The organism is Corynebacterium sp. 239_CJEI, assembly GCF_001055995.1.
GTDB lineage: Bacteria > Actinomycetota > Actinomycetes > Mycobacteriales > Mycobacteriaceae > Corynebacterium > Corynebacterium jeikeium_D.
The window spans coordinates 65,293-90,684 of the sequence record NZ_JVOW01000028.1; the positions used below are offsets into that span (position 1 = coordinate 65,293).

General features: G+C 59.1%; 25 protein-coding genes. 9 read left to right on the forward strand and 16 right to left on the reverse strand.

Annotated features, from left to right (window positions below):
* Positions 1-54: 54 nt before the first annotated feature.
* Complete coding sequence (locus tag ADB08_RS07785) at positions 55-522, reverse strand: DUF4307 domain-containing protein (protein WP_038626188.1); 468 nt, start codon at positions 520-522, stop codon at positions 55-57.
* 261 nt (positions 523-783) lie between these two features.
* Here ADB08_RS07785 and mca point away from each other — a divergent pair, with 261 nt between their 5' ends.
* From mca to ADB08_RS07805, 4 genes are all read left to right on the forward strand, one after another.
* The gene (mca, locus tag ADB08_RS07790; protein ID WP_049172258.1) at positions 784-1,638 is read left to right on the forward strand and encodes a mycothiol conjugate amidase Mca; all 855 of its coding nucleotides are present in this window, start codon (positions 784-786) and stop codon (positions 1,636-1,638) included.
* Between the two features lie 27 nt (positions 1,639-1,665).
* Positions 1,666-1,950 (forward strand): hypothetical protein, encoded by a 285-nt coding sequence (locus ADB08_RS07795; RefSeq protein ID WP_048733974.1) that lies wholly within the window; start codon positions 1,666-1,668, stop codon positions 1,948-1,950.
* Between the two features lie 313 nt (positions 1,951-2,263).
* Positions 2,264-3,355, forward strand: coding sequence for a 3-deoxy-7-phosphoheptulonate synthase (locus ADB08_RS07800; protein ID WP_049172260.1), 1,092 nt, complete (start codon positions 2,264-2,266; stop codon positions 3,353-3,355).
* A 38-nt stretch (positions 3,356-3,393) separates the two neighbouring features.
* Positions 3,394-4,179 (forward strand): isoprenyl transferase, encoded by a 786-nt coding sequence (locus tag ADB08_RS07805; RefSeq protein WP_038626180.1) that lies wholly within the window; start codon positions 3,394-3,396, stop codon positions 4,177-4,179.
* A gap of 30 nt (positions 4,180-4,209) precedes the next feature.
* On the opposite strand, the gene coaA is transcribed toward ADB08_RS07805, so the two are convergent.
* Positions 4,210-5,145 (reverse strand): type I pantothenate kinase, encoded by a 936-nt coding sequence (gene coaA, locus ADB08_RS07810; RefSeq protein ID WP_038626177.1) that lies wholly within the window; start codon positions 5,143-5,145, stop codon positions 4,210-4,212.
* Between the two features lie 150 nt (positions 5,146-5,295).
* Here coaA and glyA point away from each other — a divergent pair, with 150 nt between their 5' ends.
* Positions 5,296-6,597 (forward strand): serine hydroxymethyltransferase, encoded by a 1,302-nt coding sequence (gene glyA / locus ADB08_RS07815; RefSeq protein WP_049172262.1) that lies wholly within the window; start codon positions 5,296-5,298, stop codon positions 6,595-6,597.
* A gap of 41 nt (positions 6,598-6,638) precedes the next feature.
* On the opposite strand, the gene ADB08_RS07820 is transcribed toward glyA, so the two are convergent.
* Together ADB08_RS07820 and ADB08_RS07825 are read right to left on the reverse strand one after the other, a co-directional pair.
* Positions 6,639-7,886, reverse strand: coding sequence for an HNH endonuclease signature motif containing protein (locus ADB08_RS07820; RefSeq protein ID WP_239660041.1), 1,248 nt, complete (start codon positions 7,884-7,886; stop codon positions 6,639-6,641).
* Between the two features lie 158 nt (positions 7,887-8,044).
* The gene (locus ADB08_RS07825; RefSeq protein WP_049172264.1) at positions 8,045-8,590 is read right to left on the reverse strand and encodes a GNAT family N-acetyltransferase; all 546 of its coding nucleotides are present in this window, start codon (positions 8,588-8,590) and stop codon (positions 8,045-8,047) included.
* An 80-nt stretch (positions 8,591-8,670) separates the two neighbouring features.
* On the opposite strand from ADB08_RS07825, the gene ADB08_RS07830 reads away from it, so the two are divergent.
* Entirely contained in the window at positions 8,671-9,429 is a 759-nt protein-coding gene (locus ADB08_RS07830) for an enoyl-CoA hydratase-related protein (protein WP_049172266.1), read from the forward strand.
* Between the two features lie 42 nt (positions 9,430-9,471).
* On the opposite strand, the gene metS is transcribed toward ADB08_RS07830, so the two are convergent.
* From metS to ADB08_RS07855, 5 genes are all read right to left on the reverse strand, one after another.
* A complete protein-coding gene (metS, locus tag ADB08_RS07835; protein ID WP_048733989.1) occupies positions 9,472-9,639 on the reverse strand; it encodes a methionine/alanine import NSS transporter subunit MetS in 168 nt (55 codons plus the stop codon).
* Positions 9,640-9,644: 5 nt separating this feature from the next.
* Positions 9,645-11,255, reverse strand: coding sequence for a sodium-dependent transporter (locus ADB08_RS07840; protein ID WP_049172268.1), 1,611 nt, complete (start codon positions 11,253-11,255; stop codon positions 9,645-9,647).
* A 294-nt stretch (positions 11,256-11,549) separates the two neighbouring features.
* On the reverse strand, positions 11,550-12,722 hold the full coding sequence (locus tag ADB08_RS07845) for an acyl-CoA dehydrogenase family protein (protein ID WP_005510658.1): 1,173 nt from the start codon (positions 12,720-12,722) through the stop codon (positions 11,550-11,552).
* Positions 12,723-13,356: 634 nt separating this feature from the next.
* A complete protein-coding gene (locus ADB08_RS07850; protein WP_016423180.1) occupies positions 13,357-14,130 on the reverse strand; it encodes an alpha/beta fold hydrolase in 774 nt (257 codons plus the stop codon).
* Positions 14,131-14,180: 50 nt separating this feature from the next.
* On the reverse strand, positions 14,181-14,573 hold the full coding sequence (locus ADB08_RS07855) for a DUF5997 family protein (protein ID WP_042389451.1): 393 nt from the start codon (positions 14,571-14,573) through the stop codon (positions 14,181-14,183).
* 40 nt (positions 14,574-14,613) lie between these two features.
* Here ADB08_RS07855 and ADB08_RS07860 point away from each other — a divergent pair, with 40 nt between their 5' ends.
* On the forward strand, positions 14,614-15,366 hold the full coding sequence (locus ADB08_RS07860; RefSeq protein WP_049172269.1) for a LysR family transcriptional regulator: 753 nt from the start codon (positions 14,614-14,616) through the stop codon (positions 15,364-15,366).
* A gap of 64 nt (positions 15,367-15,430) precedes the next feature.
* Positions 15,431-16,063 (forward strand): GNAT family N-acetyltransferase, encoded by a 633-nt coding sequence (locus tag ADB08_RS07865; RefSeq protein ID WP_016423177.1) that lies wholly within the window; start codon positions 15,431-15,433, stop codon positions 16,061-16,063.
* A 30-nt stretch (positions 16,064-16,093) separates the two neighbouring features.
* On the opposite strand, the gene ADB08_RS07870 is transcribed toward ADB08_RS07865, so the two are convergent.
* From ADB08_RS07870 to glpX, 5 genes are all read right to left on the reverse strand, one after another.
* Positions 16,094-17,692 (reverse strand): MDR family MFS transporter, encoded by a 1,599-nt coding sequence (locus ADB08_RS07870; protein WP_049172271.1) that lies wholly within the window; start codon positions 17,690-17,692, stop codon positions 16,094-16,096.
* Positions 17,682-18,377: a TetR/AcrR family transcriptional regulator gene (locus ADB08_RS07875; RefSeq protein WP_049172273.1), complete on the reverse strand. Its 696-nt coding sequence runs from the start codon at positions 18,375-18,377 to the stop codon at positions 17,682-17,684. The genes ADB08_RS07870 and ADB08_RS07875 overlap by 11 nt, the downstream gene beginning before the upstream one ends.
* A gap of 192 nt (positions 18,378-18,569) precedes the next feature.
* Positions 18,570-19,865 (reverse strand): TIGR01777 family oxidoreductase, encoded by a 1,296-nt coding sequence (locus ADB08_RS07880; protein WP_239660042.1) that lies wholly within the window; start codon positions 19,863-19,865, stop codon positions 18,570-18,572.
* A gap of 227 nt (positions 19,866-20,092) precedes the next feature.
* Positions 20,093-21,493, reverse strand: coding sequence for a class II fumarate hydratase (locus tag ADB08_RS07885; protein ID WP_016423173.1), 1,401 nt, complete (start codon positions 21,491-21,493; stop codon positions 20,093-20,095).
* A 163-nt stretch (positions 21,494-21,656) separates the two neighbouring features.
* The gene (gene glpX / locus ADB08_RS07890) at positions 21,657-22,682 is read right to left on the reverse strand and encodes a class II fructose-bisphosphatase (RefSeq protein WP_005510610.1); all 1,026 of its coding nucleotides are present in this window, start codon (positions 22,680-22,682) and stop codon (positions 21,657-21,659) included.
* 370 nt (positions 22,683-23,052) lie between these two features.
* On the opposite strand from glpX, the gene ADB08_RS07895 reads away from it, so the two are divergent.
* On the forward strand, positions 23,053-23,682 hold the full coding sequence (locus ADB08_RS07895; RefSeq protein ID WP_005510716.1) for a DUF4245 domain-containing protein: 630 nt from the start codon (positions 23,053-23,055) through the stop codon (positions 23,680-23,682).
* Positions 23,683-23,800: 118 nt separating this feature from the next.
* Here the strand turns inward: ADB08_RS07895 and ADB08_RS07900 are convergent, their stop codons facing one another.
* Both ADB08_RS07900 and xseA read right to left on the reverse strand, forming a co-directional pair.
* Positions 23,801-24,091 carry an exodeoxyribonuclease VII small subunit gene (locus ADB08_RS07900; RefSeq protein WP_005510689.1) on the reverse strand — a complete coding sequence of 97 codons (291 nt, stop codon included), beginning with the start codon at positions 24,089-24,091 and terminating at the stop codon, positions 23,801-23,803.
* A gap of 61 nt (positions 24,092-24,152) precedes the next feature.
* Positions 24,153-25,388: an exodeoxyribonuclease VII large subunit gene (gene xseA, locus ADB08_RS07905; RefSeq protein WP_005510622.1), complete on the reverse strand. Its 1,236-nt coding sequence runs from the start codon at positions 25,386-25,388 to the stop codon at positions 24,153-24,155.
* Positions 25,389-25,392: the final 4 nt, after the last annotated feature.

A 25,392-nucleotide genomic window follows, 5' to 3' on the forward strand; every position in this document is an offset into this window, starting at 1 on the left:
CGCACGCTTTACGATGTGCCGTGGAAGCGCATAATCCTCAGTTGCGAAAGGAGGTTACTTCGCAGGTGCGAGGAACTCCGGAATGTCGGTGGAGCAGCCGTAGACATCGCCTGCGACGGCCAGCTCGCGGGTGGCAATGGGGACGTCCATACGCACCGTAGCGGGGCCGCCGCCCGGAATGAATACGTCGCGACGCCCGACCTCTGCCACGTCATAGTTCAGCGCATAGATAATGCAGTAGCTATCCAGCTCCGGCTTTTCGCGGGTGACGTCCAGGGTGAAGATGAACTGCTCATCTTCCTTACCTGGAGTGCGGCTCCAGCCCGCTTGCGTTGCAGAGACATCCGGGGCGGAGACGCGGTTCATCTGAACGAAGATGTATGCGCCGGCGATGACGAGCATGCCAACAATAGCGATGACAACCAATTTTGCGGGGAGAGTGCGACTGTTGTCCCCATAGCGCTCGCGCTGCTCGTTAGGCGCTGCGGTATTTCGGGTGTTTCGCTCCGAACTTTCAGCCATGCTTTTTAGCCTATCGGAGTTCTCAGTCGACGTGGTAAAATGTTGACAGTTAAACAATCTTTCTGGTGTGGCGCGGTGTCCTGCTGCTATGTCGTTCCGCCGAGTAGCGATGCTGCGTGGTCATATGATGGTGCAGCGCTATAGTGGGGCGGTATTGAAACGGTGCTGGAGTAGCATCGTTGCGGTCGAAGGGCTCCGGCCTTGGCCAGAAAACATGGACTGAGATAGTAGCGGGAGTGACTTCAATTGACACTTCGTCTGATGGCAATTCACGCTCATCCTGATGACGAATCGAGCAAGGGCGCCGCAACGATGGCCCGATATGCGGCGGAAGGGCATCGCGTCAAAGTGGTGACCTGCACCGGCGGTGAGGCTGGTAGCATTCTCAACCCGGCGATGGATCGGCCGGAGGTGCGGGAGAATATCGCCGCGGTGCGCGTTCACGAAATGGCTGCAGCCGCTGAGATCCTCGGCGTTGAACATGAGTGGCTCGGCTTTACCGACTCCGGTCTGCCTGCGGGGAACCCGGTGCCGGTGCTGTCGCACGGTGTGTTTGCGCGCCAATCGGTCGAGGATGCGACCAAGCCTCTCATTCGGACCATCCGGGAATTCCGCCCGCACGTTGTCATTACTTACGACGAAAACGGTGGTTACCCGCACCCGGACCACATCATGACCCACATCGTGTCCATGCGCGCTTGGCTGGAGTCCGGAACGGATAAGTACCCCGAACTCGGTGAACCATGGGAGATTTCCAAGCTCTACTACACCCACGGTTTCATCAAGGCGCGCCTCATCGCGCTGGATAACTACTATCGTGACAACGGCTTGGAAAGTCCGCTGGCCGAGTCCTTCCGTCGTTGGACTAAGACTCCCGGCGACATCATGACCCGCGTGACCACGCAGGTCGAGTGCGGCGATTACTTCCAGCAGCGGGATCAGGCGCTGCTGGCGCACGCCACGCAGATCGATCCGAACGGGCCATTCTTCGCCGTGCCGGTAGACATTCAGCAGCGCGTTTGGCCGACCGAAGAGTTTGAGCTCGCCCGCACTCGCGTGCAGACTGAGCTGCCAGAGACCGATCTCTTCGCCGGTATCGACCCCGACGCGGAATAGTCCGGAATTAACGCTAAGCTGGAACTCATGATTGAAAGCTTCGATGCCTTGGCGGCTCGCACGACAATTTTCCTGGCGCAGAACCCCACTGGTCCGCGGGGTGCTGACTTCGGTAAGGCCTCTCCTATTGGCCTGCTCATCATTGTCGTTTTGCTCATCGTCATCCTGGCTCTCGGCTGGGATCTCTCGCGGCGCGCGAAGCGCATGGCCGCCCGCCGGAAGTTTGCCGAGGCGCACGGTATGGATCCCTTTGATTCCGAGGCCGTGGATAAAGCGATGGCTGCAGCAGAGCAGCGTCGTGAAGCGGAGTAGTTAGCGTCAAGGCATGTGCGCGCCGCTTGACGACGGGCAATGTGTGCACCCCTGATTGTTTCCCATGTGGCGGGATTTGGAGTTCGAATTGCGGGATTCTAGGCAGTGCGCTACAGTCAAGCACATGCGTATGTGGCGATTTTATTTTTCGAAGGCTCCGGAGGCAGTGACGACATAGTCACAGCCGGCGGCTAATCGTCACGTCGCCACCAACCGGAGCCAAAGGCAGCAGCCCCAACCAATCGGGGCGCTGCCTTTTGTCGTATCTACAGCCAAAATGCGCAACTAATCACCCAGAGAAAAGAGACCTCAGATGACCCCTCCAACTTCCCTCGAAGCCCCCGCCTCGACCGCGAACCGCCGCGTCGTAGCCTTCCACGACCTGCCCTCCCCAGAAGAGGTCATGGCCAAACAGCCACTGACCCCAAACCTGGTTAACGAGGTAGAGCAGTCGCGACTCGACGTCGCCCGCGTCATCGCCCGTGAAGACGATCGTCTGCTGGTCGTTGTCGGCCCGTGCTCCATTCACGACCCTGAGGCCGCCATCGACTACGCCCGCCGCCTGAAGGCCACCGCCGATGAGCTCGACGAGGACCTGCTGGTCGTCATGCGCGTCTACTTCGAAAAGCCGCGCACCACCGTCGGCTGGAAGGGACTCATCAACGACCCCGACCTGGATAGCTCCTTCAAAATCAACAAGGGCCTGCACATGGCCCGCGAGGTACTCATCGAGGTCCTGCGCACCGGCCTGCCCGCCGGCGCCGAATTCCTCGAGCCCAACAGCCCGCAGTACATTTCCGACGCCGTCTCCTGGGGTGCAATTGGTGCGCGCACCACGGAGTCGCAGGTCCATCGTCAGCTCGCTTCCGGACTTTCCGTGCCCATCGGCTTCAAGAACGGCACCGACGGCAACGTCCAGGTCGCCGTGGACTCGCTGGTCTCCGCAGCAAACCCGCACTTCTTCTTCGGCATGAACGACCAAGGCCGCGCCGCCGTTGTCGAAACCGCCGGCAACCACAACTGCCACATCATCCTCCGCGGTGGCACCTCCGGCCCGAACTGGGACGAAGAATCGCTTAACGACGCCGAAGCGCGCCTGAACAAGGCCGAGCAAACCGTCAGCATCATGGTGGATGCCTCCCACGCCAATTCCGGAAAATCCGAGGTGCGCCAGGCCGAGGTCGTTGAGGAGCTCGGCAAGCTCATCGGGGGCGGCGACGAGCGCATCACCGGCATCATGATGGAGTCCTTCCTCGAAGCCGGCGCGCAAAAAATTACCGATGGTCGTAAGGGCCTCGTATACGGCAAGTCCGTCACCGATGCGTGCATGGATTGGGAAACCACCGACCGGCTGCTGCGTACGCTTGCGGCAGAAGTTCGGAAGCGTCGGCAGGCACGCGACTAAGCACAAAGTGGCCGTGCCCATTGGGTAGGGTTACATATGTGAAAGAAAACCAGCCGTCCTCACTCCGGCGGATCGCCTATCCGCTCTACGAGCGCAAACTAGCCCAAGAGCTAGAAGGAAAACCTCGCCCCAAGCACGTTGCCATCATGGCCGATGGCAACCGCCGCTGGGCGAGGGAGGCTGGATTCACCGACGTCAGCCACGGCCACCGCGTCGGCTCCCGCAAAATCGCAGAATTCGTCGGCTGGTGCGCCGAGCAGGAAATCGAGCTGGTCACCATCTACCTGCTCTCCACCGAAAACCTCGGGCGAGACCCCGAAGAGCTGGAATTACTGTTCGACATCATCGCCGACGTCGTCGACGAATTGGCGCAATCGCCTAACGACGTGCGCCTGCGCATGGTCGGCCACCTCGAGCTCCTTCCGGAAAGAATGACCGCCCGGCTGCGTCACGACGAAGAAGTCACCGCGAACAACACCGGCATCCAGGTCAACATCGCCGTTGGCTACGGTGGTCGGCAGGAAATCGTCGACGCAGTACGCAGAATCATCCGGGAATCAGTCGCCGAAGGAATTGATGCTTCCGAGCTCGAGGAGAGCATCACCACCGACGCCATTTCTCGCCGCCTCTATACATCCGGACAACCGGACCCCGATCTAGTCATCCGCACTTCCGGAGAACAGCGGCTCAGCGGCTTCCTTCTCTGGCAAACCGCCTACTCCGAGATTTGGTTCACCGATACCTACTGGCCCGAATTCCGCCGCATCGACTTCCTCCGCGCACTTCGAGACTTTTCGCAGCGCTCACGCCGCTTCGGCAAATAACCTCCCTACATCCGGAAAAATTTCCGGATGTTAGAGTTTGCGCATCCGGACCCTCGAAACCTTGTGGTCCCGAGACTTCGTAAGAACTAATGACGCCCGCACTCGAGTGGGCAAAATATTTTCCGTCAGGTTCGGCAAGTTCACCTGCTGCCAAATGCGTCGGGCCACCTCGGCCGCAGCTTCGTCGTCAAGCGTGGCGTAATCCGCGAAGTGCGCGCCCGGAGCGCGAAACGCCGTCTGGCGGAGACTGAGGAAACGATTAATGTACCAGCGTTCGATGTCCGCGCGCGGGGCATCGACGTAGACACTGAAATCGAAAAGATCGGAAATCATCAGCGTCGGGCCCGTCTGCAAAACGTTGAGCCCCTCGAGAATGAGAATGTCCGGACGATCGACATCGACGAACTCATCCGGCACCCGGTCATAGAGCGTGTGCGAATACACCGGCGCCTTCACATGCCGCGCCCCCGACTTCACCGCCGTGACAAACCGCATCAACGCACGCTGATCATACGACTCCGGATACCCCTTGCGCTGCATAATCCCACGGCGATTCAATTCCTCAGAAGGATAGAGGAAGCCATCAGTAGTAACCAAGTCCACCCGCGGATTAGTCTCCCAGCGCTCGAGCAGGACCTGCAGCAAACGCGCCGTCGTTGACTTGCCGACCGCCACCGAACCCGCGACGCCGATAATAAACGGCACCGACGCCCCCTTCGAAGGATTTTCCCCAAGAAAGTTCGACGTTACGGCGTTCAGCTCCCGATGCGCCGCCACACGCATGTGAATCAGACGAGAAAGCGGAAGATAGACCTCGGCGACTTCGTCCAGGTCGATGTTTTCACCGATACCGGAAAGTCGTTCAGCTTCCTCTTCCGTCAGCACCAGAGGCATATTCTTGCGCATTTCGCGCCACTGCTCGCGTTTGAACTCGACGTACGGGCTGGGGGATGTTGCGCGCGTCATACTTCCAATTGTGCCAAGGGGGTGCCGAAAACCGGAAAACGAGTCAATAAAGGGGGCATACCTGAATGGTGCTGCTTTCGTGGTTTGCCCCATAAAGGGCTAGCATGGCCTGTGGCATTGAAGTTTCATTGAAAGGTCGAAAACCTACTCATGACCGGGTCTAACAATAACGATGTCCGCTACCAATCGCTGCGTGAACTCGATCCCGACCTCGCAGAGGCAATGGCAGGGGAGCTCTCTCGTCAGCGTGACATGCTCGAAATGATTGCCAGTGAGAACTTTGTTCCACGTGCAGTGCTGCAAGCTCAGGGCTCGGTTCTGACCAACAAGTACGCCGAAGGCTACCCGGGCCGTCGTTACTACGGCGGCTGCGAATACGTCGACGTCGTCGAGGACATGGCACGCAACCGCGCCAAGGAGCTCTTCGGCGCTGAGTTCGCCAACGTTCAGCCACACGCAGGTGCGCAGGCAAACGCTGCCGTTCTGCATGCGCTGATCAACGCCGGTGACAAGATTATGGGCCTCGACCTGGCACACGGCGGTCACCTGACCCACGGCATGAAGCTTAACTTCTCCGGCAAGCTCTACCACGTCGCCGCATACGGTGTGGACAAGGACACCATGCGGATCGATATGGACAAGGTGCGTGAGCAGGCGCTCGCAGAAAAGCCGGATGTTCTCATCGCAGGTTGGTCGGCGTACCCGCGCCACCTCGACTTCGAAGCTTTCCGTTTCATCGCCGATGAGGTCGGTGCGAAGCTGTGGACGGACATGGCGCACTTCGCAGGCCTGGTTGCCGCCGGTCTGCACCCGTCGCCGGTTCCGCATTCTGACGTTGTGTCGACCACCGTTCACAAAACCCTCGGTGGTCCACGTTCGGGCATGATTTTGGCTAAGCAGGAGTACGCCAAGAAGCTGAACTCCGCTGTTTTCCCGGGGCAGCAGGGTGGTCCGCTGATGCACGCCATCGCCGGCAAGGCCGTGGCGCTGAAGATTGCTGGTACCGAGGAGTTCAAGGAGCGCCAGGAGCGCACTCTCGCTGGTGCCCGCATTCTGGCTGAGCGTCTCACCGCTTCCGACTGCGCCGAGGCTGGCGTCGATGTTCTCACTGGCGGCACCGATGTCCACCTGGTTCTGGCGGATCTGCGCAATTCTGAGATGAACGGCCAGGAGGCCGAGGATCTGCTCCACGCTGTTGGCATCACCGTTAACCGTAATGCCGTTCCGTTTGACCCGCGTCCTCCGATGGTTACATCCGGACTTCGTATCGGTACTCCGGCGCTGGCCACCCGTGGTCTCGACGAGAAGGCGTTCACCGAGGTCGCCGATGTCATCGGTACTGCTCTCGCCGCCGGCAAGAATGCGGATGTTGACTCCCTGCGTGCTCGTGTTTCGAAGATTGCTCAGGAATTCCCGCTTTACGACGGCATCGAGGACTGGAACCTCATCTAATTCTGCGTTTTTGCAGCGCAAGTACCCGTTCTAGCAGTGCGCTAGGACGGGTTTTCCCGTACATCCGGGTTTTGGTCCGGAGGTGGTGGCTCCGGCCCGAGCTGTTTCGTCGTGCCTGCCCGGTATCCGGCGTAGGACCTCCCGGACATTGATGTCACGAATGAGTTGCTAAACAGCGGCGGCCGAGTCTTGTCAGGTGGGCGCCATCGAATATGTCCGGATGTGGGGATGCGTTCGAGGTGGCCGTTGCGTCCTTCCCGGTCGTCGTCGTTAAGCCCGTTGTGTTCGCGGCAGACCATGGTGAGGTTGTCCAGCGTGGTTGTGCCGCCGTGTTTGTGGGCGACTAGGTGGTGCGCTTGTCCGCTATAGGCGGGGCGTTCACAGCCGGGCCAGGCGCAGATGGGGTTGTCGATGAGCATCGCGATGCGCTGCTCTTCAGTCGCCAGGCGGGGGTTGCCGATGGGAAATAAGTCCGTAATGGCGCTGTGTTCGTCGTAAAGCACGGCCCACCCGGTGTCGGCGAGTAGGGCGTTGAGGAAGACGTCGGGGGCGAGCGCAGAGCCGTTGGTGGTGGCGGCGAATCGCGGGCTGTAGTCGATGAGGTCTTGTGCGGTGATGATGATGGCGGGTTGGTAGCGCATTTCATCGAGCTTGTCGACGGGCGTTGCGGCATCGGCATGCTCGAGGCGCTCGGCAAGCGCTTGGCCGACGCAGCGGTCGTGGGAAAACTCCGGATGGGACTTCCGGATTTCTGCGGCACGGATGGTAAGCGGCGACAGGAGATTGTCGAGCATATCCGAGGGGCCGGAGATGTGGAAGTGCTTCATTCCCCGGATGTCTACCTTCCGGGAAAATCGGGCGCGCAGATGCTGGGGTGGCTCGTCTTCGGTGTTGAGCTCGGTGAGAGTTTCCCGCATGTAGAGATCGAGTTCTTCGAAGCCGAGGCGTTCGGCGGCAGCGACGAATGTGAGGCGGAGGTTGTCGTGGAGTTCGGCGTTGTTGGCTTGGCGGCTGCGCTTGTCGATAAGCACGCAGGTGTCCAGGCTGAGGCCGAGCTGGCGCGCAAGGGCGGTGGCGTCTTCGCGGGCTTTGGTGTTTTCCTCGGTGTCAGCGGGTTGGAGGTAGTGGGCGGCGACGCGTAGCAAAAGCCGGAGGCGCGCCGGGTCAAGGCCGAGGGTTGCCGCCAGGTGGGAGGTGGCGTCGTGGCCGTCGGGACGCGCGGCGTGGAGTTCCGCTAGCGTGTCCATTCCGCGCGAGGCCAGTGCGGCGAGCGTCCCAAGAACTGTCATGCCTTTGAAGGTAAAAGTCCGGATGTAGGGGGACAACGCCTATGGGGGCAGGCTGTGGATAAGTCAGCCGGTTTAGCAGTTATCCACATCCGGACTTTTCACCGCGCAAACGCACCGCAGCTGCACCGCCGTACCGCCGCACCACGCGCTGCCGTCTGTTACGCCCCGAAGTCAGCGAGCGGCTGTCCGGTGAGGCGGAAGGTGTCCCATTCGTCCATGGGGAAGGCGCCGAGGGAGCGGTAGAAATCGATGGAGGGTTGATTCCACTTCAGGACGCACCACTCGACACGTGAGTAGCCTCGCTCCACGGCAATTCGCGCGAGGTTCTGCAGCAGTGCTTTGCCCTTGCCGGTGCCGCGTGCCTCGGGGCGGACGTAGAGGTCTTCGAGGTAGATGCCGTGGGTGCCTTCCCAGGTGGAGTAGTTGAGGAACCACAGGGCAATGCCGTCGAGGCGCGGGCTGCCTTCAACACCGCCACCAACGCCATCGCCACCATCACCGCCACCGGCGCCGTCGTCCAAATTTCCGGATGTGGAGTCGACGACGTGGCAGAAAATCGCAGGGTTGTCCCCGAAGAGCTGTTCGCGCAGGCGCTCGGGGGTCAGTCGGACGGCATCGGGTTCTTTTTCGTAGGCCGCCAGGTCTTTGATGAGGTCGACGATCTCGTGGACGTCGTCAGGCGTGGCGGGGCGTGGAAGTGTCATGTGTCCCTTGTTACTCGCGGCGGGTGATTTGGTGCAAAAGTGCGTCCGAGGCGGGGGAGATTGCGATAACCTGCGAAGTTATGAGCAACGTTACTCAAGACTTTTCCGACGGCATTCTAGCCATCACCATCGACCGCCCGGATGCCTATAACTCCCTGGATAAGAATCTTCGCTTGGAGCTGAAAGCCGCTTTTGAGCGTGCGCAGGAGCCGGATGTGCGCGCTGTTATCCTGCTCGGCGGGCCGAAGGCGTTTTGTACGGGCCAGGATTTGAAGGAGCACATTTCTGACCTGCAGTCCGGCGCCGGCATGGGCAAGGTTGTCGAGGAGTACAACCCGATGGTCGCGGAGCTGACCGCGATTAACGTTCCGGTTATTGCAGCTATCGAAGGTGCTGCGGCGGGTGCCGGCTGGTCGTTGGCGCTGCACTGTGATTTCCGTATCGCGGGCCCGAAGGCGTCGTTCAAGGCGGCGTTCCCGTCGATTGGCCTGGCCACGGACTGTGGCATGTCGGCGCTGCTGCCGCGTATGGTCAGCGACGCGAAGGCGCGTGAGCTGTTGTTCTTCGATAAGAAGGTGCTTGCCGACGAGGCCCTGAGCCTCGGCCTGGTCACCGAAGTGGTGGATAATCCAGCGACTCGGGCACGCGAGTTGGCTGCCCAGTTTGCGGCGGGGCCGACGGCCGCGCTGAAGGAGATTAAGGCTCTGCTGCGCCGGGATACCTTGGCTGCTGCTGCGGCGGAGGCGGACGCGCAGGCTCGTTTGGCGGTCTCGGCCGACCATAAGGAAGCGGTGGCCGCGTTCTTGGAGAAGCGACCACCGCATTTCGTAGGTGAGTAAGACAGATACCTGGAGTGGCAGGGGAGAGATAGTAGTGAAGAACTACTGCTCTTCCTGTGCTCCTAGTACTTCACTGGTGAGCTCTGGGTGATCTCCCAGCTCACCGGAAACCTCGTCAGGGTGCTTGGATAGGCTGACCAGCGAGACTGCCAGACCGCCCCAGATGACGATGATGAACAGTGCCATCATGACAATTGCGATACCGGACATTTGGCTTAAACCTCCTCGGTTTCCGGAGTGTGCTTGCGTGGCAGGTGTGAGGACCGCTTGAAATCTGGCGTCACACCGAAGTCCGAGCCCGGAGGGCCATCGAGACGGTGTTGGCCGCGCCAAGGCAGGATGGCCATAATCAGAGCGCCGATGAGAATCACGCCGATGACACCCCAGCCAAAGATGTCGATTTGGGTGTCGGAGTAGCCTTCGTAGTTTTCCTGGAAAAGTCCAATGAGCTCCTGGAACAGGATGACGGCGAGAATGACCGGCGTGATGTTTCCGACGAAGATCTGCCACATGGTGCCGACCTTGAACGAGGAGACGGCGTTGAGGTGCATGGCGAACTCGTTGGTGCGGCGCAGGATCCAGTCGATTGCGATGATGGTCAGCAGTGCAACCAGGACGATACCGACGTTGTTGGTGAACTTATCGACAATGTCGAGGGTTACCAGACCTGAGGTGGTCGGGAAGGCCAGCAGCGAGATGACGGCCATGGCGCCACCGACGGTGAGGGTGGCCTGGACGCGGCCGAGGTTCAGCTTGTCCTTTACTGCGGAGACAACGACCTCGAGCAGCGACATCAGGGAGGTCACACCGGCGATTGCCAGGGAGAGGAAGAACAGCAGCCCGAAGACCGAACCGATGACCTTGGGCATCTCAGAGATGACCGTCGGGAATGCGATGAAGGCAAGACCAATACCGGAGGTTGCGACCTCGTCAACGGCCTCACCCGACTGCGCTGCCATGAAGCCCAGGGTGGCGAAGACACCGATACCGGCGAGAACCTCGAAGGAGGAGTTTGCGAACGCGGTGACCAGGCCGGAACCGGTGAGGTTCGTGCGTGGCTTCAGGTAGGAGGCGTAGGTCAGCATGATGCCGAAGGCCACGGACAGGGAGAAGAAGATCTGGCCGTAGGCGGCAATCCATACGCTGGAGTCAGTCAGTGCGGACCAGTCTGGGGTGAAGAATGCATCCAGGCCCTTTGCAGCGCCGTCGAGCGTCAGGGAGTAGATGACCACTGCGACGAAGAGGATGGTCAACAGCGGGATGAAGATAATCGAGACCTTACCGATGCCCTTGTCCACACCAGCGGCCAGAATGCCGATGACGAGTACCCAGACAATGAGCAGGACGATGGAAATCGAGGGGACGAAGTCCAGAGAGAAGACGCTCTCGGTGTCTACTTGGAGGAAGTCCTTCATGAAGTGGGTCTCGGCATCTGGGCCCCAGCTCTTGCGGATGGACTTCCAGGCGTAGATGAAGGACCACGCGATAATAACGGCGTAGTAGACGGTAATGAAGAAGGCGATACCGACCTGAATCCAGCCAATTGGCTCAGCCCAGGGCTTGATGCGACGCATCGACTTCGGTGCGGACCCGCGGAAGCGGTGTCCGATGGCGAAGTCGAGGAAGAGCAGTGGGATACCTGCGGTCAGAAGTGCGACCAGGTAGGGGATAAGGAAAGCGCCACCGCCGGAGTCATACGCGACATAGGGGAAACGCCAGATGTTTCCAAGCCCGACTGCCGAGCCGATAGCGGCGAAAATGAAGGCTGCTCGGGTGGAAAACACCTCCCTTCGCTGAGGGGTAGCGGTCGAGTTGGTTGTGCTCATACCTCTGGAACTCCAATCCTTCATCTCCGGTCACGCGCTCGCGCGGCCTAGGAGGGAATTTGGTGAAGTGCATCACCATTACCTAACAGAATCTTAGTATATGAGATGGGTATCTCATTGTATAGTTTCGGTTTTGTAGGGGGTAATGTTTTTAGTGGGGGTGTGGCACGGGGGAAGGGAGCTCTAATCCAGCCTCGTAAATAATCGCCAGCCACCTACTTTGAGGTATGCAAAAACCCCGCCAGGAAGACCTGACGGGGTTTGGGGCGAATCGGCTAGACCGACGTGCGCTGTTTACTCTGCGCCGCCCTTGGCGATACGACGGAAGATGATCTCCTTCATGATCTCGTTGGTGCCACCGTAAATGGTCTGGACCTTGGAGTCGAGGTAGTGAGTGGAGATTGGGTACTCGAGCATGAAGCCGTAGCCGCCGAACATCTGCAGGCAGCGGGTAACGATGTCCTGCTGCTCCTCGGTGGTCCAGTACTTGGCCATGGAAGCACCGGTCTCGTCCAGCTGGCCAGCGTTGTGGGCCATAACGGCCTGGTCAACGAAAGCCTGCAGGGCGGTGACGCGGGTGGCGATGTCAGCCAGGTAGTGGCCGTGGACCTGGTGCTGGATAATCGGGCGACCGAATGCCTCGCGCTCCTGAGCGTACTTGTAAGCCAGGGTCCAGGCGCGGCGGGAAGTTGCGACAGAGCCGCAAGCCAGGGTCAGGCGCTCGTGAGCGAGGTTGGTGCGCAGGTAGCCGAAGGCAGCGCCCTCTTCGCCGAGCAGGTTCTCGGCCGGAACGCGGACGTTGTCGAAGTTGAGCTCAGCGGTGTCCTGAGCCTTCAGGCCGACCTTCTGCAGCGGGCCAGCCTTGGTGAAGCCCTCGAGATCAGCGTCGACGATGAACATGGAGACGCCAGCGCGGCCCTTGGATGGGTCGGTGATAGCTGCGACGAGAGCGAAGTCGGCCATCATGCCGTTGGAGATGAAGATCTTGGTGCCGTTGAGGACGTAGTGGTCGCCGTCCTTCTTGGCGAAGGTGCGCATACCTGCCAGGTCAGAACCGGCGCCCGGCTCGGTCATAGCGAGGCAGCCGATGGTGTCGCCGGCGTTCATGGAAGCCAGGTACTTCTGCTTCTGCTCTTCGTTACCGAACTTGGCCAGGTACGGAGCGACCAGGTCGTTGAGAACGCCGAAGGAAACGACGATGGAGCCACAGTCAGCGTTGGAGAGCTCCTCGTTCAGGACCTGGTTGTAGCGGAAGTCCATCTCTCCGCCGCCGCCGTATGCCTCCGGAGTGGACATACCAATCAGGCCCAGCTCGCCGGCCTTCTTGAAAATCTCGCGGTCCGGCTGACCTTCCTTGTGCCAGCGCTCTACGTTCGGGGTGATTTCCTTCTCGACGAAGCCGCGAACCATGTCGCGGAACATGTTGTGCTCTTCTTCGAAGTGAGTACGGGGCAGAAAGTCCTTCATGACATGCTCCTAGAAATATTGTCGTGGAATTTTTGTCTTAAGGCCTTTTCGTACGTCGCAGATAAACGCTGCAGATAAACGCGATGGCCTCGGTTCATCGTCATAGTGACTATGACTGTTGTACCCCATTATGCATGAGTGTGATGAGAGACACTTGTTTTTTTAAAAGTTTTTTCCCGATTGATGACGTGAAATCGCTTGACGACGGATATTGTGCCCAACCTTCCCGGAAAACTACCCCCGTTGCGGTTGGAGGTTGCTATTGAATCCAGACTATCCTCGACAGTCGGCAATGTTAGGTAATGCTAACCTACAAAGCCAGGTGAATGGCTATTTTTGTCATATCTGACAGGCGGGACCCTGGGGCTTTGGGGTCGATAGGGTAGGCGTTTTGGATGGTCATCATGGGGGTGATTAACGAAACATTCTCGTTTTCTTATTCCCATTAGTGCTGGTGGTAGTTAGTATGAGCATCAGGTGGAGACCGGTTCCCTTGATTATCCGAGCTTCTTCCACTGCAGTCATAGCAACCTCCAATTGCACTCGAAAAAATGACGCGACCTGTGCGCCGTCCCCGTGGAATGGACAGCGAGCAGGTCGCGTTATTTTTATTTTTTATTGCTGCGATTAGGCGCTAGTCGGCAATCCCATCAATGTGCGCCAGCAGGGCCGAGTTGTAGTACTCCGGGGTTTCCTGGTTGAGCAGGTGCTTGGCCGGCGAAATGACGACCATGGTCGAGCCCGCGATGCCGTCGTGAAGCGAAGTGACGACGTCGAGAGACGTAGAGGTGTCCTGCTTACCGGCGATGACCAGCGTCGGAGCGGTGATCTCGGCGAGGCGCTCGCGGGTGTCGAAGCGAGAGAGTGCTCCGCAGGCGCCGATGTAGCCGTCATCGGGGCAATCTGCGATCATGTCGCGGAAGCGGGCGGGGAGCTCAGGGGTAGTGTCGAAGCACTCGTCGGTAAACCAGTTGCGGACGACAGTGTCCGCGAGCGCGCCTGTGCCCTTGTCACGCACGAGCTGGGCCTTTTCCTGCCAGGCCTCGGGTGTGCCGAATTTCGGCGCCGTCGACGACAGTGTCAGACTGACCACGCGATCGGCGTGTTCTAGTGCGATGGTCTGGGCGATAGCGCCGCCGAGAGATAGTCCCACAAAATGTGCACGGTCAACATCCTCCTCATCGAGGACCTCGATGATGTCGGCGGCCAAGTGGCTCATGTCCCACTCACCCTCGGGGATAGGGGAATCGCCATGGCCGCGGACATCTGGCGTGATGACCTGGTACTTTTCGCTCAAAGCGGCTACCTGGGGCTCCCACATCTCCTGTGTGGTGCCCAGCGAGCCAATCAGGACAACCGTACCGTTGTCCTTGTGGTTGATTGCATGTGCGGTGTAGTCGATGGCCACGAGATCCTCCTTGAAGGTGTTGGCTGTGTCAGCTGTGCCAGCTGTGTCTGCTAATTCTCGGCGTTGCGAGCAGCTTCAGCGGCAGCCCGACCAGGGCCGTCGTCCTTCTTGGCCTCTGCCTCAGCGGCTTCCACGCGCTGCTTCGCCATGGACTCACGAGCGGCCTCCAGCCACTCCGGCATCTGCTCGAGCAAATCCTTAATCTCCGCCGTTGTCAGCGGCTTGTCCATGTCGTTCTTCTTCAACGCCGTGATAGTGATGCCCAGCTTGCGGGCAACTTCTGGACGCGGGTGCGGTCCGTTGCGGCGTAGCTCAGCGAGCCATTCCGGCGGATTGGATTGCAGTTCGGCAAACTGCGCGTGCGAAATCTCACCAGTGCGAAATTCCTCGGGTGTGGCCGGGAGGAAAATGCCAAGTTTTTTGGCTGCGGTTAGGGGTTTCATGGGTTCAACGCTAGCACCCATTCGAGTAACCTTGCGGAGTATGTCGACTCCTGAACCCGCCGTCCTGCGCATCGTGTTCGCCACCGGCACCAGTCCCGAGAAGTGGTTTCGCCGCTTTAGGGATCGAATTCCGGCAACACTGCACACCCACGCCGCCGACGATCCGATGTCCGACCTGGTCGGCGGCGCCGCTGACATGGCGCTGGTTCGGTTAGAGTCCGAAAGCTCGCTGCCCGAGTCGCTCCATCGCATCCGGCTTTACGACGAAGCCTGGGGCGTGGCCTTCGAGAAAGAGCACGTGTTCTCCCTCACAGAGTCCGTGCCGGAGGAGCTGTTGGCGGACGAAACTGTGCTGTTGACCTCCGTGGATCCGGATGAGCTGCGACAGATGCTGCCCGTTGCGGCCACTGGTGCAGGTGTCGTGGTGGGACCTCGCACGATTTTGAAGGCGCTGTCGAAGAAGGCGGTGGCCTCATCGAACTTGGTGGCCGAGGAAGGCGCCACGGAACCGCTGTCTCGGACAGCTATTTGGTTGGTGTGGCCGAAAGTAGAGGACGACGAGCTCCGGCAGGAGTTCGTCGGCATTGTCCAGGGGCGCAGGGAGGGCTCGACGCGCACGCAGTTGGGGCGCAAGAAGGCTGATGAAGCTCCAAAGAAGTTGTCGGCCCGAGAAAAGACGCTTGCTAAGCAAGCCCGCCGGCAGCGCGCTGGGGCCGTCGTAAAGCATGCGCGTAGTAGCCGTAGCGGGCGTCGAAGCAGCGGTGGAAGCGGTCGACCGCGCAGGCGAAAGTAATCTTTTTACAATATTTTTGCCGTTTCGTTCGACGTGCGCGGAAAAATTAGCCACACTTGTAGTTATGGCTGAAAAGAAGCGCGATTTCACGATTCGAATGATGCGTGAAGAGGACTATCCACAGATCCAAGAGATCTACGAGATTGGCCTGGATACGGGGCACGCGTCCTGGGAGCACTCCGCTCCCGAGTGGGACGAATTCATCGCACTCAAACGAGTGGATTTGTGTTACGTCGCCGTCGACGCAGAAAACCCGGACAAGATTCTGGCTTGGGCATCGGCAGCGCCGGTATCCAAGCGCCCGATTTTCAATGGCGTCATCGAAGACTCCATCTACGTCCATCCTGACGGGCAGGGCATGGGGCTGGCGGCGACGCTGCTGCAGAAGCTTATCGACGATGCCACGGAGCTCGACTGCTGGTCGATTCACTCGTGGGTCTTCCCGGAGAATGTGGGATCGTTAAAGCTGCATCGAAAGCTCGGCTTCCGTGAAGTGGGGATTTACCACCACATGGCAAAGATGACCTACGGCCCAATGGCGGGGCAGTGGCGCGATGTCATTATTTTGGAAAAGCTCCTGGAAAAGCCAGAGGAGCGCGCACTGAAGCGCGTCCAGGAAGAAGCAGAAGCCGCCGGTGAGCCGAACCGTCCGATTCTGGACAAGCTCGACCGCGCCGACGGCCAGGTGGGGGCATAGCTGCCGGGAGCCGCGGCTCCCGCGAATTAATTATTCGACGGTTTCCTTCAACGGATCCTCGCGAACAAAGAACACAATGATTGCTGCCAGAATAATCACTGGCATTAGTACCAAGAAGATCGGCGTCAAACCATCGTTGTAGCTGGAGATCAGCGCTTCATGGATTGGCGCCGGCATGCTATCCAGCACATGCGGCGTCAGTGAACCAATCGACTTAGAGGAAAAGCCCTCCGGGCCCATCTGCTTTGCGAACTCTGCTGCAGCCTCCGGTGATGCGGCCTTGATCTGTTCGACAGCAGCCGGAACGCGTTCGCCTGCCAGGTCCTTCATGCGGTGGATGAAAATCGAACCCACAATGGAGGAACCGACCGCACCACCAATCTGGCGGAAGAAGTTATTCGCAGCGGTAGCGGTACCGACCATCGCGACCGGGAAGGAGTTCTGCACGATGAGAACTAGAACCTGCATGCCGGTGCCCAGGCCGAAGCCCATGATGAACAGGTACACACCAACCTGCCACAGCGGGGTGGTGGTCTCCAGCGTGGACAGCAAGTAGAGGGAGACAGCCATAATCATCAGGCCGACGAAGGGGTAGAAGCGATACTTACCAGTCCGCGAAATAATCTGGCCAACGCCAATTGAGGTGAGCAGCATGCCGACCATCATCGGCGTCATCATCAAACCTGCAGCGGTCGGTGACATTGAGTGCACCATCTGCAGGTAGGTCGGAATATAGGCCATAGTGCCGAACATCGCGATACCCAGAATGAGACCCGACACAGTCGTGAGCACGAAGTTCCGGTTATTAAACAAGTGCGTCGGAATCAGTGGGTTGGAAACGCGAGTCTCGGTGAGGAAGAACAGCACCCAGGAAACGACAGAGGCAACGATAAGCGAGATGATGACCCCGGAGTTCCAGTCGTACTGTGTACCGCCCCACGTGGTGGTGAGAATTAGCGTCGAGGCAGCGGCAGTCAAGAACATCGTGCCGATGTAGTCGAAGTTTCCTTCACTCTGGCGTCGGGGCAGCTTCAGGAAGGCCGCAGCTGCCGATAGTGCAACCACGCCCATCGGGACGTTGATCCACAGGCCCCAGCGCCAGCCCGGGCCGTCGGTGAACCAGCCTCCCAGCACTGGTCCCAGCACGGAACTCAGACCGAACACAGCACCCATGATGCCCATGTACTTACCGCGCTGGCGTGCGGGAATAACCTCGGCCAGGATGGCCTGTGAGGAAACCATCAATGTACCGCCAGCAAATCCCTGAAAAGCGCGGGCGGCGATGAGCAGGCTCATGGAGTTGGTGATTGCACCCATGACGGAACCGACCATGAACAGCGCGATGCCCATCATGAACAGGCCCTTGCGCCCAATCATGTCACCGAGCTTGCCGACAATCGGCATTGCCACAGTCTGTGCCAACAGGAATGCAGAAATAACCCACGACATGTGGTCAACTCCGCCGAGCTCGCCGACGATGGTCGGCAGGGCAGTGGCGAAAATCATCTGCCCCAGCGAGCTCATCAGCATAGTGAGAATGAGCGCGAAGAAAATGATTCCCAAGTGGGACTTGTTGTCAGAAACCGTGGTGTCGGTTTGATCTTGAGCAGTGGTGTTGCTAGCTGTCACTATTCCTCCTCCAGAAATTTTTAACGACGTCGGCGGCGTCGTGAAGCGGTGTATCTGTTGTGAATTCGTCCCGATGAGCCGATGAGTACAGCACGCATTCGCGGACGAAACCGACCGACAGTGCTACCTCGTGCCCGACGGGCAGCTCGGGGTGCGTGCGCGACTGTGGATTCATCTCGAAATAGCGCTCAAAGGCAGAACGGACGCGGCGCATTGAGTTGCCAAAATTCGAAATGACAACCGTCGATAGCTTTGGCTCATTGCGCAAAATCTCGCGGATACGCTCCTTGAGCAGACGGTGAAACTCTTCGGTTGCCCCCAGCTCTTTATATCGGAGTAGCTGGGATTGCTGCTTTTTCTCGATGAAATCGAGCATGTCCGCGATGGGGTCTTGGTGAATTTGGGCGAGGAATACCTCTTCATCGTCAGCATCGAATGACATGATGCCGTTGCCGAAGATGGCTTGATCCTTGGAGTCGAAGTAATTGAAGAATGTGCGTCGACTGATATTGACCCGCTGACAGATGTCTTCGATGTTGACTTGGTCGTATCCGCGATCCAACACAAGGGCGGTCGCGGCATCGGCCAAAGCGCAGTGTGTTTGAAACCTTTTGAGCTCCCGGAGACCGCACTCGGGGTGTTGGCCCGGATCCAATCTGTGATAGGTATTCTCATCAATTTGCACGAGGTGCAAAGTTACACCGAGTGCAATGTGATGGCAAGTTGATGAGTCAACAGGTGTTTAAGTACCTATGCAGAGAGCATCTTTGGGTTGTTCAGGATGCCGTGGACTCAGGCGCAGGGGTCGGGTTGTTGATAGTCGCAACGCGCCATTCAATTACACAACCTTCGTGTTTTGTGTAGGCACGGTGGAAGGCTACCTCTCCTTCAATAGCTCGTGGCGCAGGGCGTCGTTAAGCGAAGTGAAGCGGAACCTGTGCCCCGCCTTTTGCAGCGCTGCTGCCTCTACTCTCTGATTCGCGAGAGCCAACTCCGCAGCACCGCGTTTGCCCAGCAGTACTGCAGGCCCCAGTGAAGGAATCGGAACCGCCGTCGGGCGGTGCAAGACCTCTCCCAATACCCTCGTGAACTCCGCATTATTCACTCCGAAAGCCAGTGGCACCACCGCATTGACAGGTCCGGCAAGGCCGGAATCTGCCAACGACCGGTGATAGATGTCCAACAGGTCGTCCAAAGCAATCCACGGGAACCACTGCTCGCCCGACCCCAATCTGCCTCCAAGCCCGGTGAACACCACGCCCGCTAGTAGCGGCAAGAGACCGCCGCCACCAGCAAGCACGAGACCAGTGCGGACGTTTACGACCCGCTTGCCTGCATCGCGAGCGGGATCCCATGCATTTTCCCAATCGCGCACAATAGCCGAGAGACTGTCCGCGGCGGCGCTGCCGTCGTAACGCTGCGCTTCCGCGCCAGGGCCAGCGTCCTCGGTGAGCACCTCTGGGCCACGATCCGCACCGTAGAACCCCACCGCCGACGCTCCAACCGCGACCTTCACGCTGTCAGTAGATGCAACGAGCTTTGCCAGAGCTCGCGTTGGTTCGACACGGGAATGGCGAACCTTTCGAAGATGCGCCTCCGTGAAGCGCCCCGCAATCGGTGCGCCGGCCAGATGGATGACCGCGTCGACTCCCTCCAGCAAGTCAGCTGCGGGTGCCGCAGTATCCCAATATCGCTTGTCCACACCCGTCTGTTCACGTGAGCGCACCAGCAAAATCACCTCATGTCCGGCCGTGGTCAGTAGCGCGCGCAGCTGCGTTCCGACGGTCCCCGTAGCTCCACTGATCGCCACTGTCAGCGGCTCCGGCACATGCCCCAAATACTCCGAAAGCCTATCGACGGCCGCAAGGTCGCCAGCAACCTTCGTAGCACGGTAGGCGAACATCGAATCCAACCCGGGTACCGGAACCTTGGTGTCAACGGTGTCCTCTAAAACCGTGCCAGCGCTGCCGTCGTCAAGCGGAGTATCGGAGAGAACGTGGGTGTGCTTCCACCCCGTGATGCGGCGAAAGGGCTCGCTGGTGACTTCGTCAATGAATCTCTGGCCGGGGAGGAAACCGGCCGGGTCGTGACGTGCAATCCATTTGAGGCCAGCCGGCATGGAGAATACGGTCGTGCCGTCGGCGAGGTTGGCGGATTCGGATCTCGGTGACATCGGGAGAAGCCCCGGTGTTAGGCGGGTGACAGCGCCTGGGCGGGAGAACCACTCGGCGACGCAACGGCGAGGAAATGCGATGGTGTGGCGATAGGTGGGAATAGTTAGTCACTCTCTGAAACTTGTCCGACGTTAAGGAAAAATAGTAGACCCCGAAGTCTTTCAGCGAAGTGAGACTACGGGGTCTTATGCGTAAGGTGCTCTCACACCTTCGAGTTCAGAAAGAACTAGTCACGATCAGTGTTGGCCATTGCCAGCACGTCGAGGCGCTTGTCCAGCTCTTCCTCGGTCAGCTTCTCGCCGTCGACGAAGCCCATGTCGATAACAGTCTGACGGATGGTCTTACCTTCCTTCAGAGCAGTCTTAGCGACCTTAGCTGCGTTCTCGTAGCCGATGGCGGAGTTCAGCGGGGTCACAATCGACGGGGAGGACTCAGCCAGAGTCTTCATACGCTCAACGTTCGGCTCGATGCCGTCCACCAGCTTCTCGGCGAAGACGCGTGCGGTGTTCGCCAGCAGCTTAGCGGACTCCAGCACGTTACGTGCCATGACCGGGATGAAGACGTTCAGCTCGAATGCGCCGTTAGCGCCAGCAAACTCAACAGCGGTGTCGTTGCCCAGAACCTGCGCTGCGACCTGGGTGGCAGTCTCGCACAGAACCGGGTTGACCTTACCCGGCATGATGGAGGAACCCGGCTGCAGATCCGGCAGGTGAATCTCAGCAAGGCCGGTCAGCGGGCCGGAGCCCATCCAGCGAATGTCGTTAGCGATCTTGTTCAGGGAGACTGCGACGGTGCGCATAGCGCCGGAGAATTCGACCAGGGCATCGCGGTTAGCCTGAGCCTCGAAGTGGTTCTGAGCCTCGCGCAGCTCCTTGATGCCGGTCAGTTCGACGAGCTCAGCGGTGACCTTGGCACCGAAGTCCGCCGGGGTGTTCAGGCCGGTGCCAACAGCGGTACCACCGATTGGCAGCTCGCCCAGACGCGGCAGGGTGGCCTCGATGCGCTCAATGCCAGCCTCAATCTGGCGAGCGTAACCCGAGAACTCCTGACCCAGGGTCACCGGGACAGCGTCCATCAGGTGAGTGCGGCCGGACTTAACAACGGTCTCCCATTCCTTGGCCTTCTTAGCCAGGGACTCCTGCAGAACCTTCAGTCCCGGGACGAGGTCCTTGACAGCTGCCTCGGTTGCTGCGACGTGAGTGGCAGTCGGGAAGGTGTCGTTGGAAGACTGACCCATGTTGACGTGGTCATTCGGGTGAACCTCAACGCCGTTGGCCTTTGCGATGGACGCAATGACTTCGTTGGTGTTCATGTTGGAAGAAGTGCCCGAACCGGTCTGGAAGACGTCAATCGGGAACTCAGCATCGTGCTTGCCTTCGGCAATTTCCTTGGCAGCGGCGACGATGGCATCTGCCTGCTCAGCAGACAGCAGGCCGCGCTCCTTGTTGACGATGGCGCAAGCTGCCTTCAACAGACCCATAGCGCGAATCTGTGCAGACTCCAGCGGACGGCCGGAAATCGGGAAGTTCTCAACTGCACGCTGAGTCTGTGCGCGCCACAGGGCGTTAACCGGAACCTTAACCTCGCCCATGGTGTCGTGCTCGATGCGGAACTGCTGCTCTGTCATTCGTTGCCTCTTTCAGTTAGGGGAACTTGAGTGCGCGCAGAACGACCCCTCATTGCGCATGCAATTTTCATGCGATGCAGAACCGTTAGCGCATTCGTCTTCAAGTATGAATCAGTTTGTTAAAAAAGTGGTGCCCTGAGGGCACCACTAAAGGGGTAGTTACTTACAGATCGATGTCAGGCATCTCGCCCTTGCCGTAGTCGATGCTGGCGTACTTGCGCAGCTTCTCCAGGGAGTGGAAAGCCTCGATGCGACGAATGGTGCCGGACTTGGAGCGCATAACCAGCGAGCGGGTCCACGCGCCGTTACCGCGGTAAGCGACACCGCGCAGCATGTCACCGTTGGTGACACCAGTGGCAACGAAGTAGCAGTTGTCGGATGCGACCAGGTCATCGGTGGTCAGAACACGAGAAAGATCGTGCCCAGCGTCGAGAGCCTTCTTAATTTCGGCCTCATCGCGCGGGTGCAGTTTGCCCTGGATTTCGCCGCCCATACACTTCATGGCGCATGCGGTGATGACACCTTCTGGGGTGCCGCCGACGCCCATCATGATATCGACCGAGTTCGTGTTCTGAGCTGCGGCAACAGCGCCAGCAACGTCACCATCGCCAATCAGTCGAACCTTGGCGCCAGCTTCGCGGATGTCACGAATCATGTCAGCGTGGCGCGGGCGATCCAGCACGACAACAGTGACATCTTCCGGACGCAGCCCCTTGGCCTTAGCAACGACCTTGATGTTGTGCTCAACTGGAGCCTCGATGTCAATCTTGCCGGCAGCCTCCGGGCCAACAGCAATCTTATCCATGTAGAACACAGCCGACGGGTCGTACATGGAGCCGCGGTCTGCAGCAGCAAGAACAGCGATAGAGTTCGGGCGGCCCTCTGCCATCAGAGTCGTGCCGTCAATCGGGTCAACCGCGATGTCAACGGCCGGGCCTTGGCCGTTGCCGACCTTTTCGCCGTTGAACAGCATCGGGGCTTCGTCCTTTTCGCCCTCGCCAATAACAACGACACCGTTCATAGCCACGGTGTTGATGAGCTGACGCATGGCATCGACGGCAGCGCCGTCGCCCTTTTCCTTCTGACCACGACCGACCCACTGACCAGCTGCCAGTGCAGCGGACTCAGTAACTCGGACGAGCTCCATCGCAAGGTTGCGATCTGGTGCTTCAGGATTCGAGGCGTTCATTGACTTCTGGCCCTTCCGTGGTTTTTGAGAACTCTTTTGAGGTTTGAGAATGTGCTGGGAGACGCCACGCCAGGAAACTGGGGTTTAGCGTTGCAACAATTTCTATTGATTGATGTTTGGCGCATCAGTTTTAGCGCCTTTGCATCTGTTACTAGTGTTCCACCTTTTTGGTGTTCGGGGGTGGACGCAGCGCCAAAGTGGGGGGAGTTTCAGGGCTAAACCCCCACATCACGCGGTTATCAAAAGTTTGTTCCGGTGTCAGTTCGCTTGACGACGTCGACAGCGTCCGTCATCAAGTATTGCTAGCTGCAGCTGTGCGGGTGCGAATGATGACTAGGTTCGTTGCGGGGCCTTTGGCATACTTGAGCGCGTGGCGAATGAGAAACCTAGGATTTTGCAGGACAGTCGAGACATGATTCTCACCCTCGTGGTGATGTTTCTTGCGGTGGCTGTCACCATTGGCTTTACCGGCCTGTGCAGTTTTAACCCCGGGAAGCCGGAAAACGGTCCGGTGCACGAAGTCGATGCTGCCCCATTCGTGAACGTGGAGGCTCGGCGCGTGGACTATCCAGTTCGCCTGCCGAAGGTGCCTGAGGGCTGGACTTCAAACTCGACCCGCGCGGGTATGGCGGCGGGGAAGCAGACGACCATTATTGGCTATGTCACCGCTAGCGGAGCATTCATTCAGGTCACGCAAACAGATGCGGAAGCAGGTCAGCTGCCGGATGATGGTAAGAACCGTCTCCGGGACGGTACTACTGACGTGGAAGGTACAACCTGGACTAAGTATGAGCCGGCTGAGGACAACGTGCGTCGCGTATGGGTTGGGGACCTCGGTGACTCCCGCGCAATTATCGAGGGCACTGCCAACGACGAGGAGTTCACACAGTTGGCGGCGGCTATGCAGAAGGCCGAGCCAATCGATCCGGACGCGACAATGCCGGATTCGTCACAGCCGCAGCCGACTGCGTCCGAGATGCCGTCGGCACCAGCAAAGTAGGCCGAGTCGAGCACTCACCTGGAGTGGTAATCCCGACTAGAGCCATAAAATAGCTGAACTCAGCTATCAGCGAAGAGACGAGAAACGATATGAACCGACGATCGTTTCTCGTCTCTTTTTAGTCCTCATCGCCCACATTCTCGGCAGAAGCCGAGACATCCTGATTCTTGCTGGCCAAGGCGGCTTCAACCTTTGCCCGGGCGCCAGCCAAATGCTCCTCGCAGCGGCGGGCCAGCGCCTCGCCTCGCTCCCACAGCGCCAGGGATTCATCCAGGCTCATCTGTCCGAGTTCTAGGAGCTTGACGGTCTCGACCAGCGCATCTCGAGCCTGCTCGTAGCTCAGGTTCTCCACCGGTACCTGTTCCTCCGAAGAGGGAGCCTGACCCGCGCCGAAAACATTGTCATTCATTAGCGAATACGTCCTTCACATTTAGTAGTTAAAGCTTCAAGGTTGGAAAAGTCATTGCTTACTAATTCGCCGGCTTCGTAGCTAGCGTCGCTGCAGAGATGGAGCCGTCACTGACGCGAATTCGCAGTTGGGAACCCATCGGAGCATCTGCAATAGAGGTCACAATCTGTGGTTCCGGCTGAGTAGCCGATTGTGCCTGCACGATGGCATAGCCGCGAGCGAGTGTGGCAGAGGGGCCAAGTGCTGAAACCTTGCCGCGCAATCCCGATACCACTGCCTCCTCGCGTTCCAGACTGCGGTGGATGAGAAAACGCAGCCGATCCACTTGCGCCGTGACAAACTCTTCACGCACGCGGATGGGAGTGAGCGGATCGCGCAGTACCGGCCGCGACGTTAAATCCCTCAGAGTAGCTACTTCACGGTCAACCCATCGCCGCAGGGATGCCGAGGAGCGCTCACGCAGCTGTGCAATGAGGCGTCGTTCCTCAGCAGCATCGGGCACTGTTTTCTTTGCTGCATCCGTCGGTGTGGCAGCACGTAAATCAGCGACGTAATCCAACAGCGGAGTATCCGGCTCGTGCCCGATTGCAGAAACCATCGGTGTTGTCGCCTTACTCACCGCACGAATCAGAGCCTCATCTGAAAAAGGCAGCAAATCTTCGACACTGCCACCGCCACGGGCGACGATGATGACATCAACCTCCGGATCGGCGTCGAGCTGTGCAAGCGCCTCAATAATCTCCGGAACAGCCTTGGCGCCCTGCACAATTGTGTTGATTACCCGGAAATCCACTTCGGGCCAGCGGGCACCCGCGACCGAAAGCACATCGCGTTCAGCCGCCGAACCGCGACCAGTAATCAACCCGATCTTGTTGGGGAGGTAGGGCAGAGGGCGTTTCAGCCGTGGATCAAAAAGTCCTTCCGCCGCTAGCGCCTGGCGCAGCTGTTCCAGCCGCGCCAATAGTTGCCCCAACCCCACGGGCCTCCACTCCGTAGCCCACAGGGAAAACTGCCCCCGCCCGGCATAAAACGCAGGCTTGCCCAAAACCACTACGCGGTCGCCGTTGCGCAACGGATTATTGCGCAGAGCCGCCGTAGAACAAGTCACCGACACCGAAAACTCCGCGGAGGTGTCACGCAGAGTGATGTAAGAGAGCTTCCAGCTCGGCTTGGAGTTGACCTGGGCGATTTCCCCCTCTACCCAAATCTGTCCAAGGCGCTCAATGTAGTCCTTGACTAACTGGTTCAGGCGTCGAACCTGAACCGGTTTCTCGGCCGACGTTTCCAATTTCGACATACAT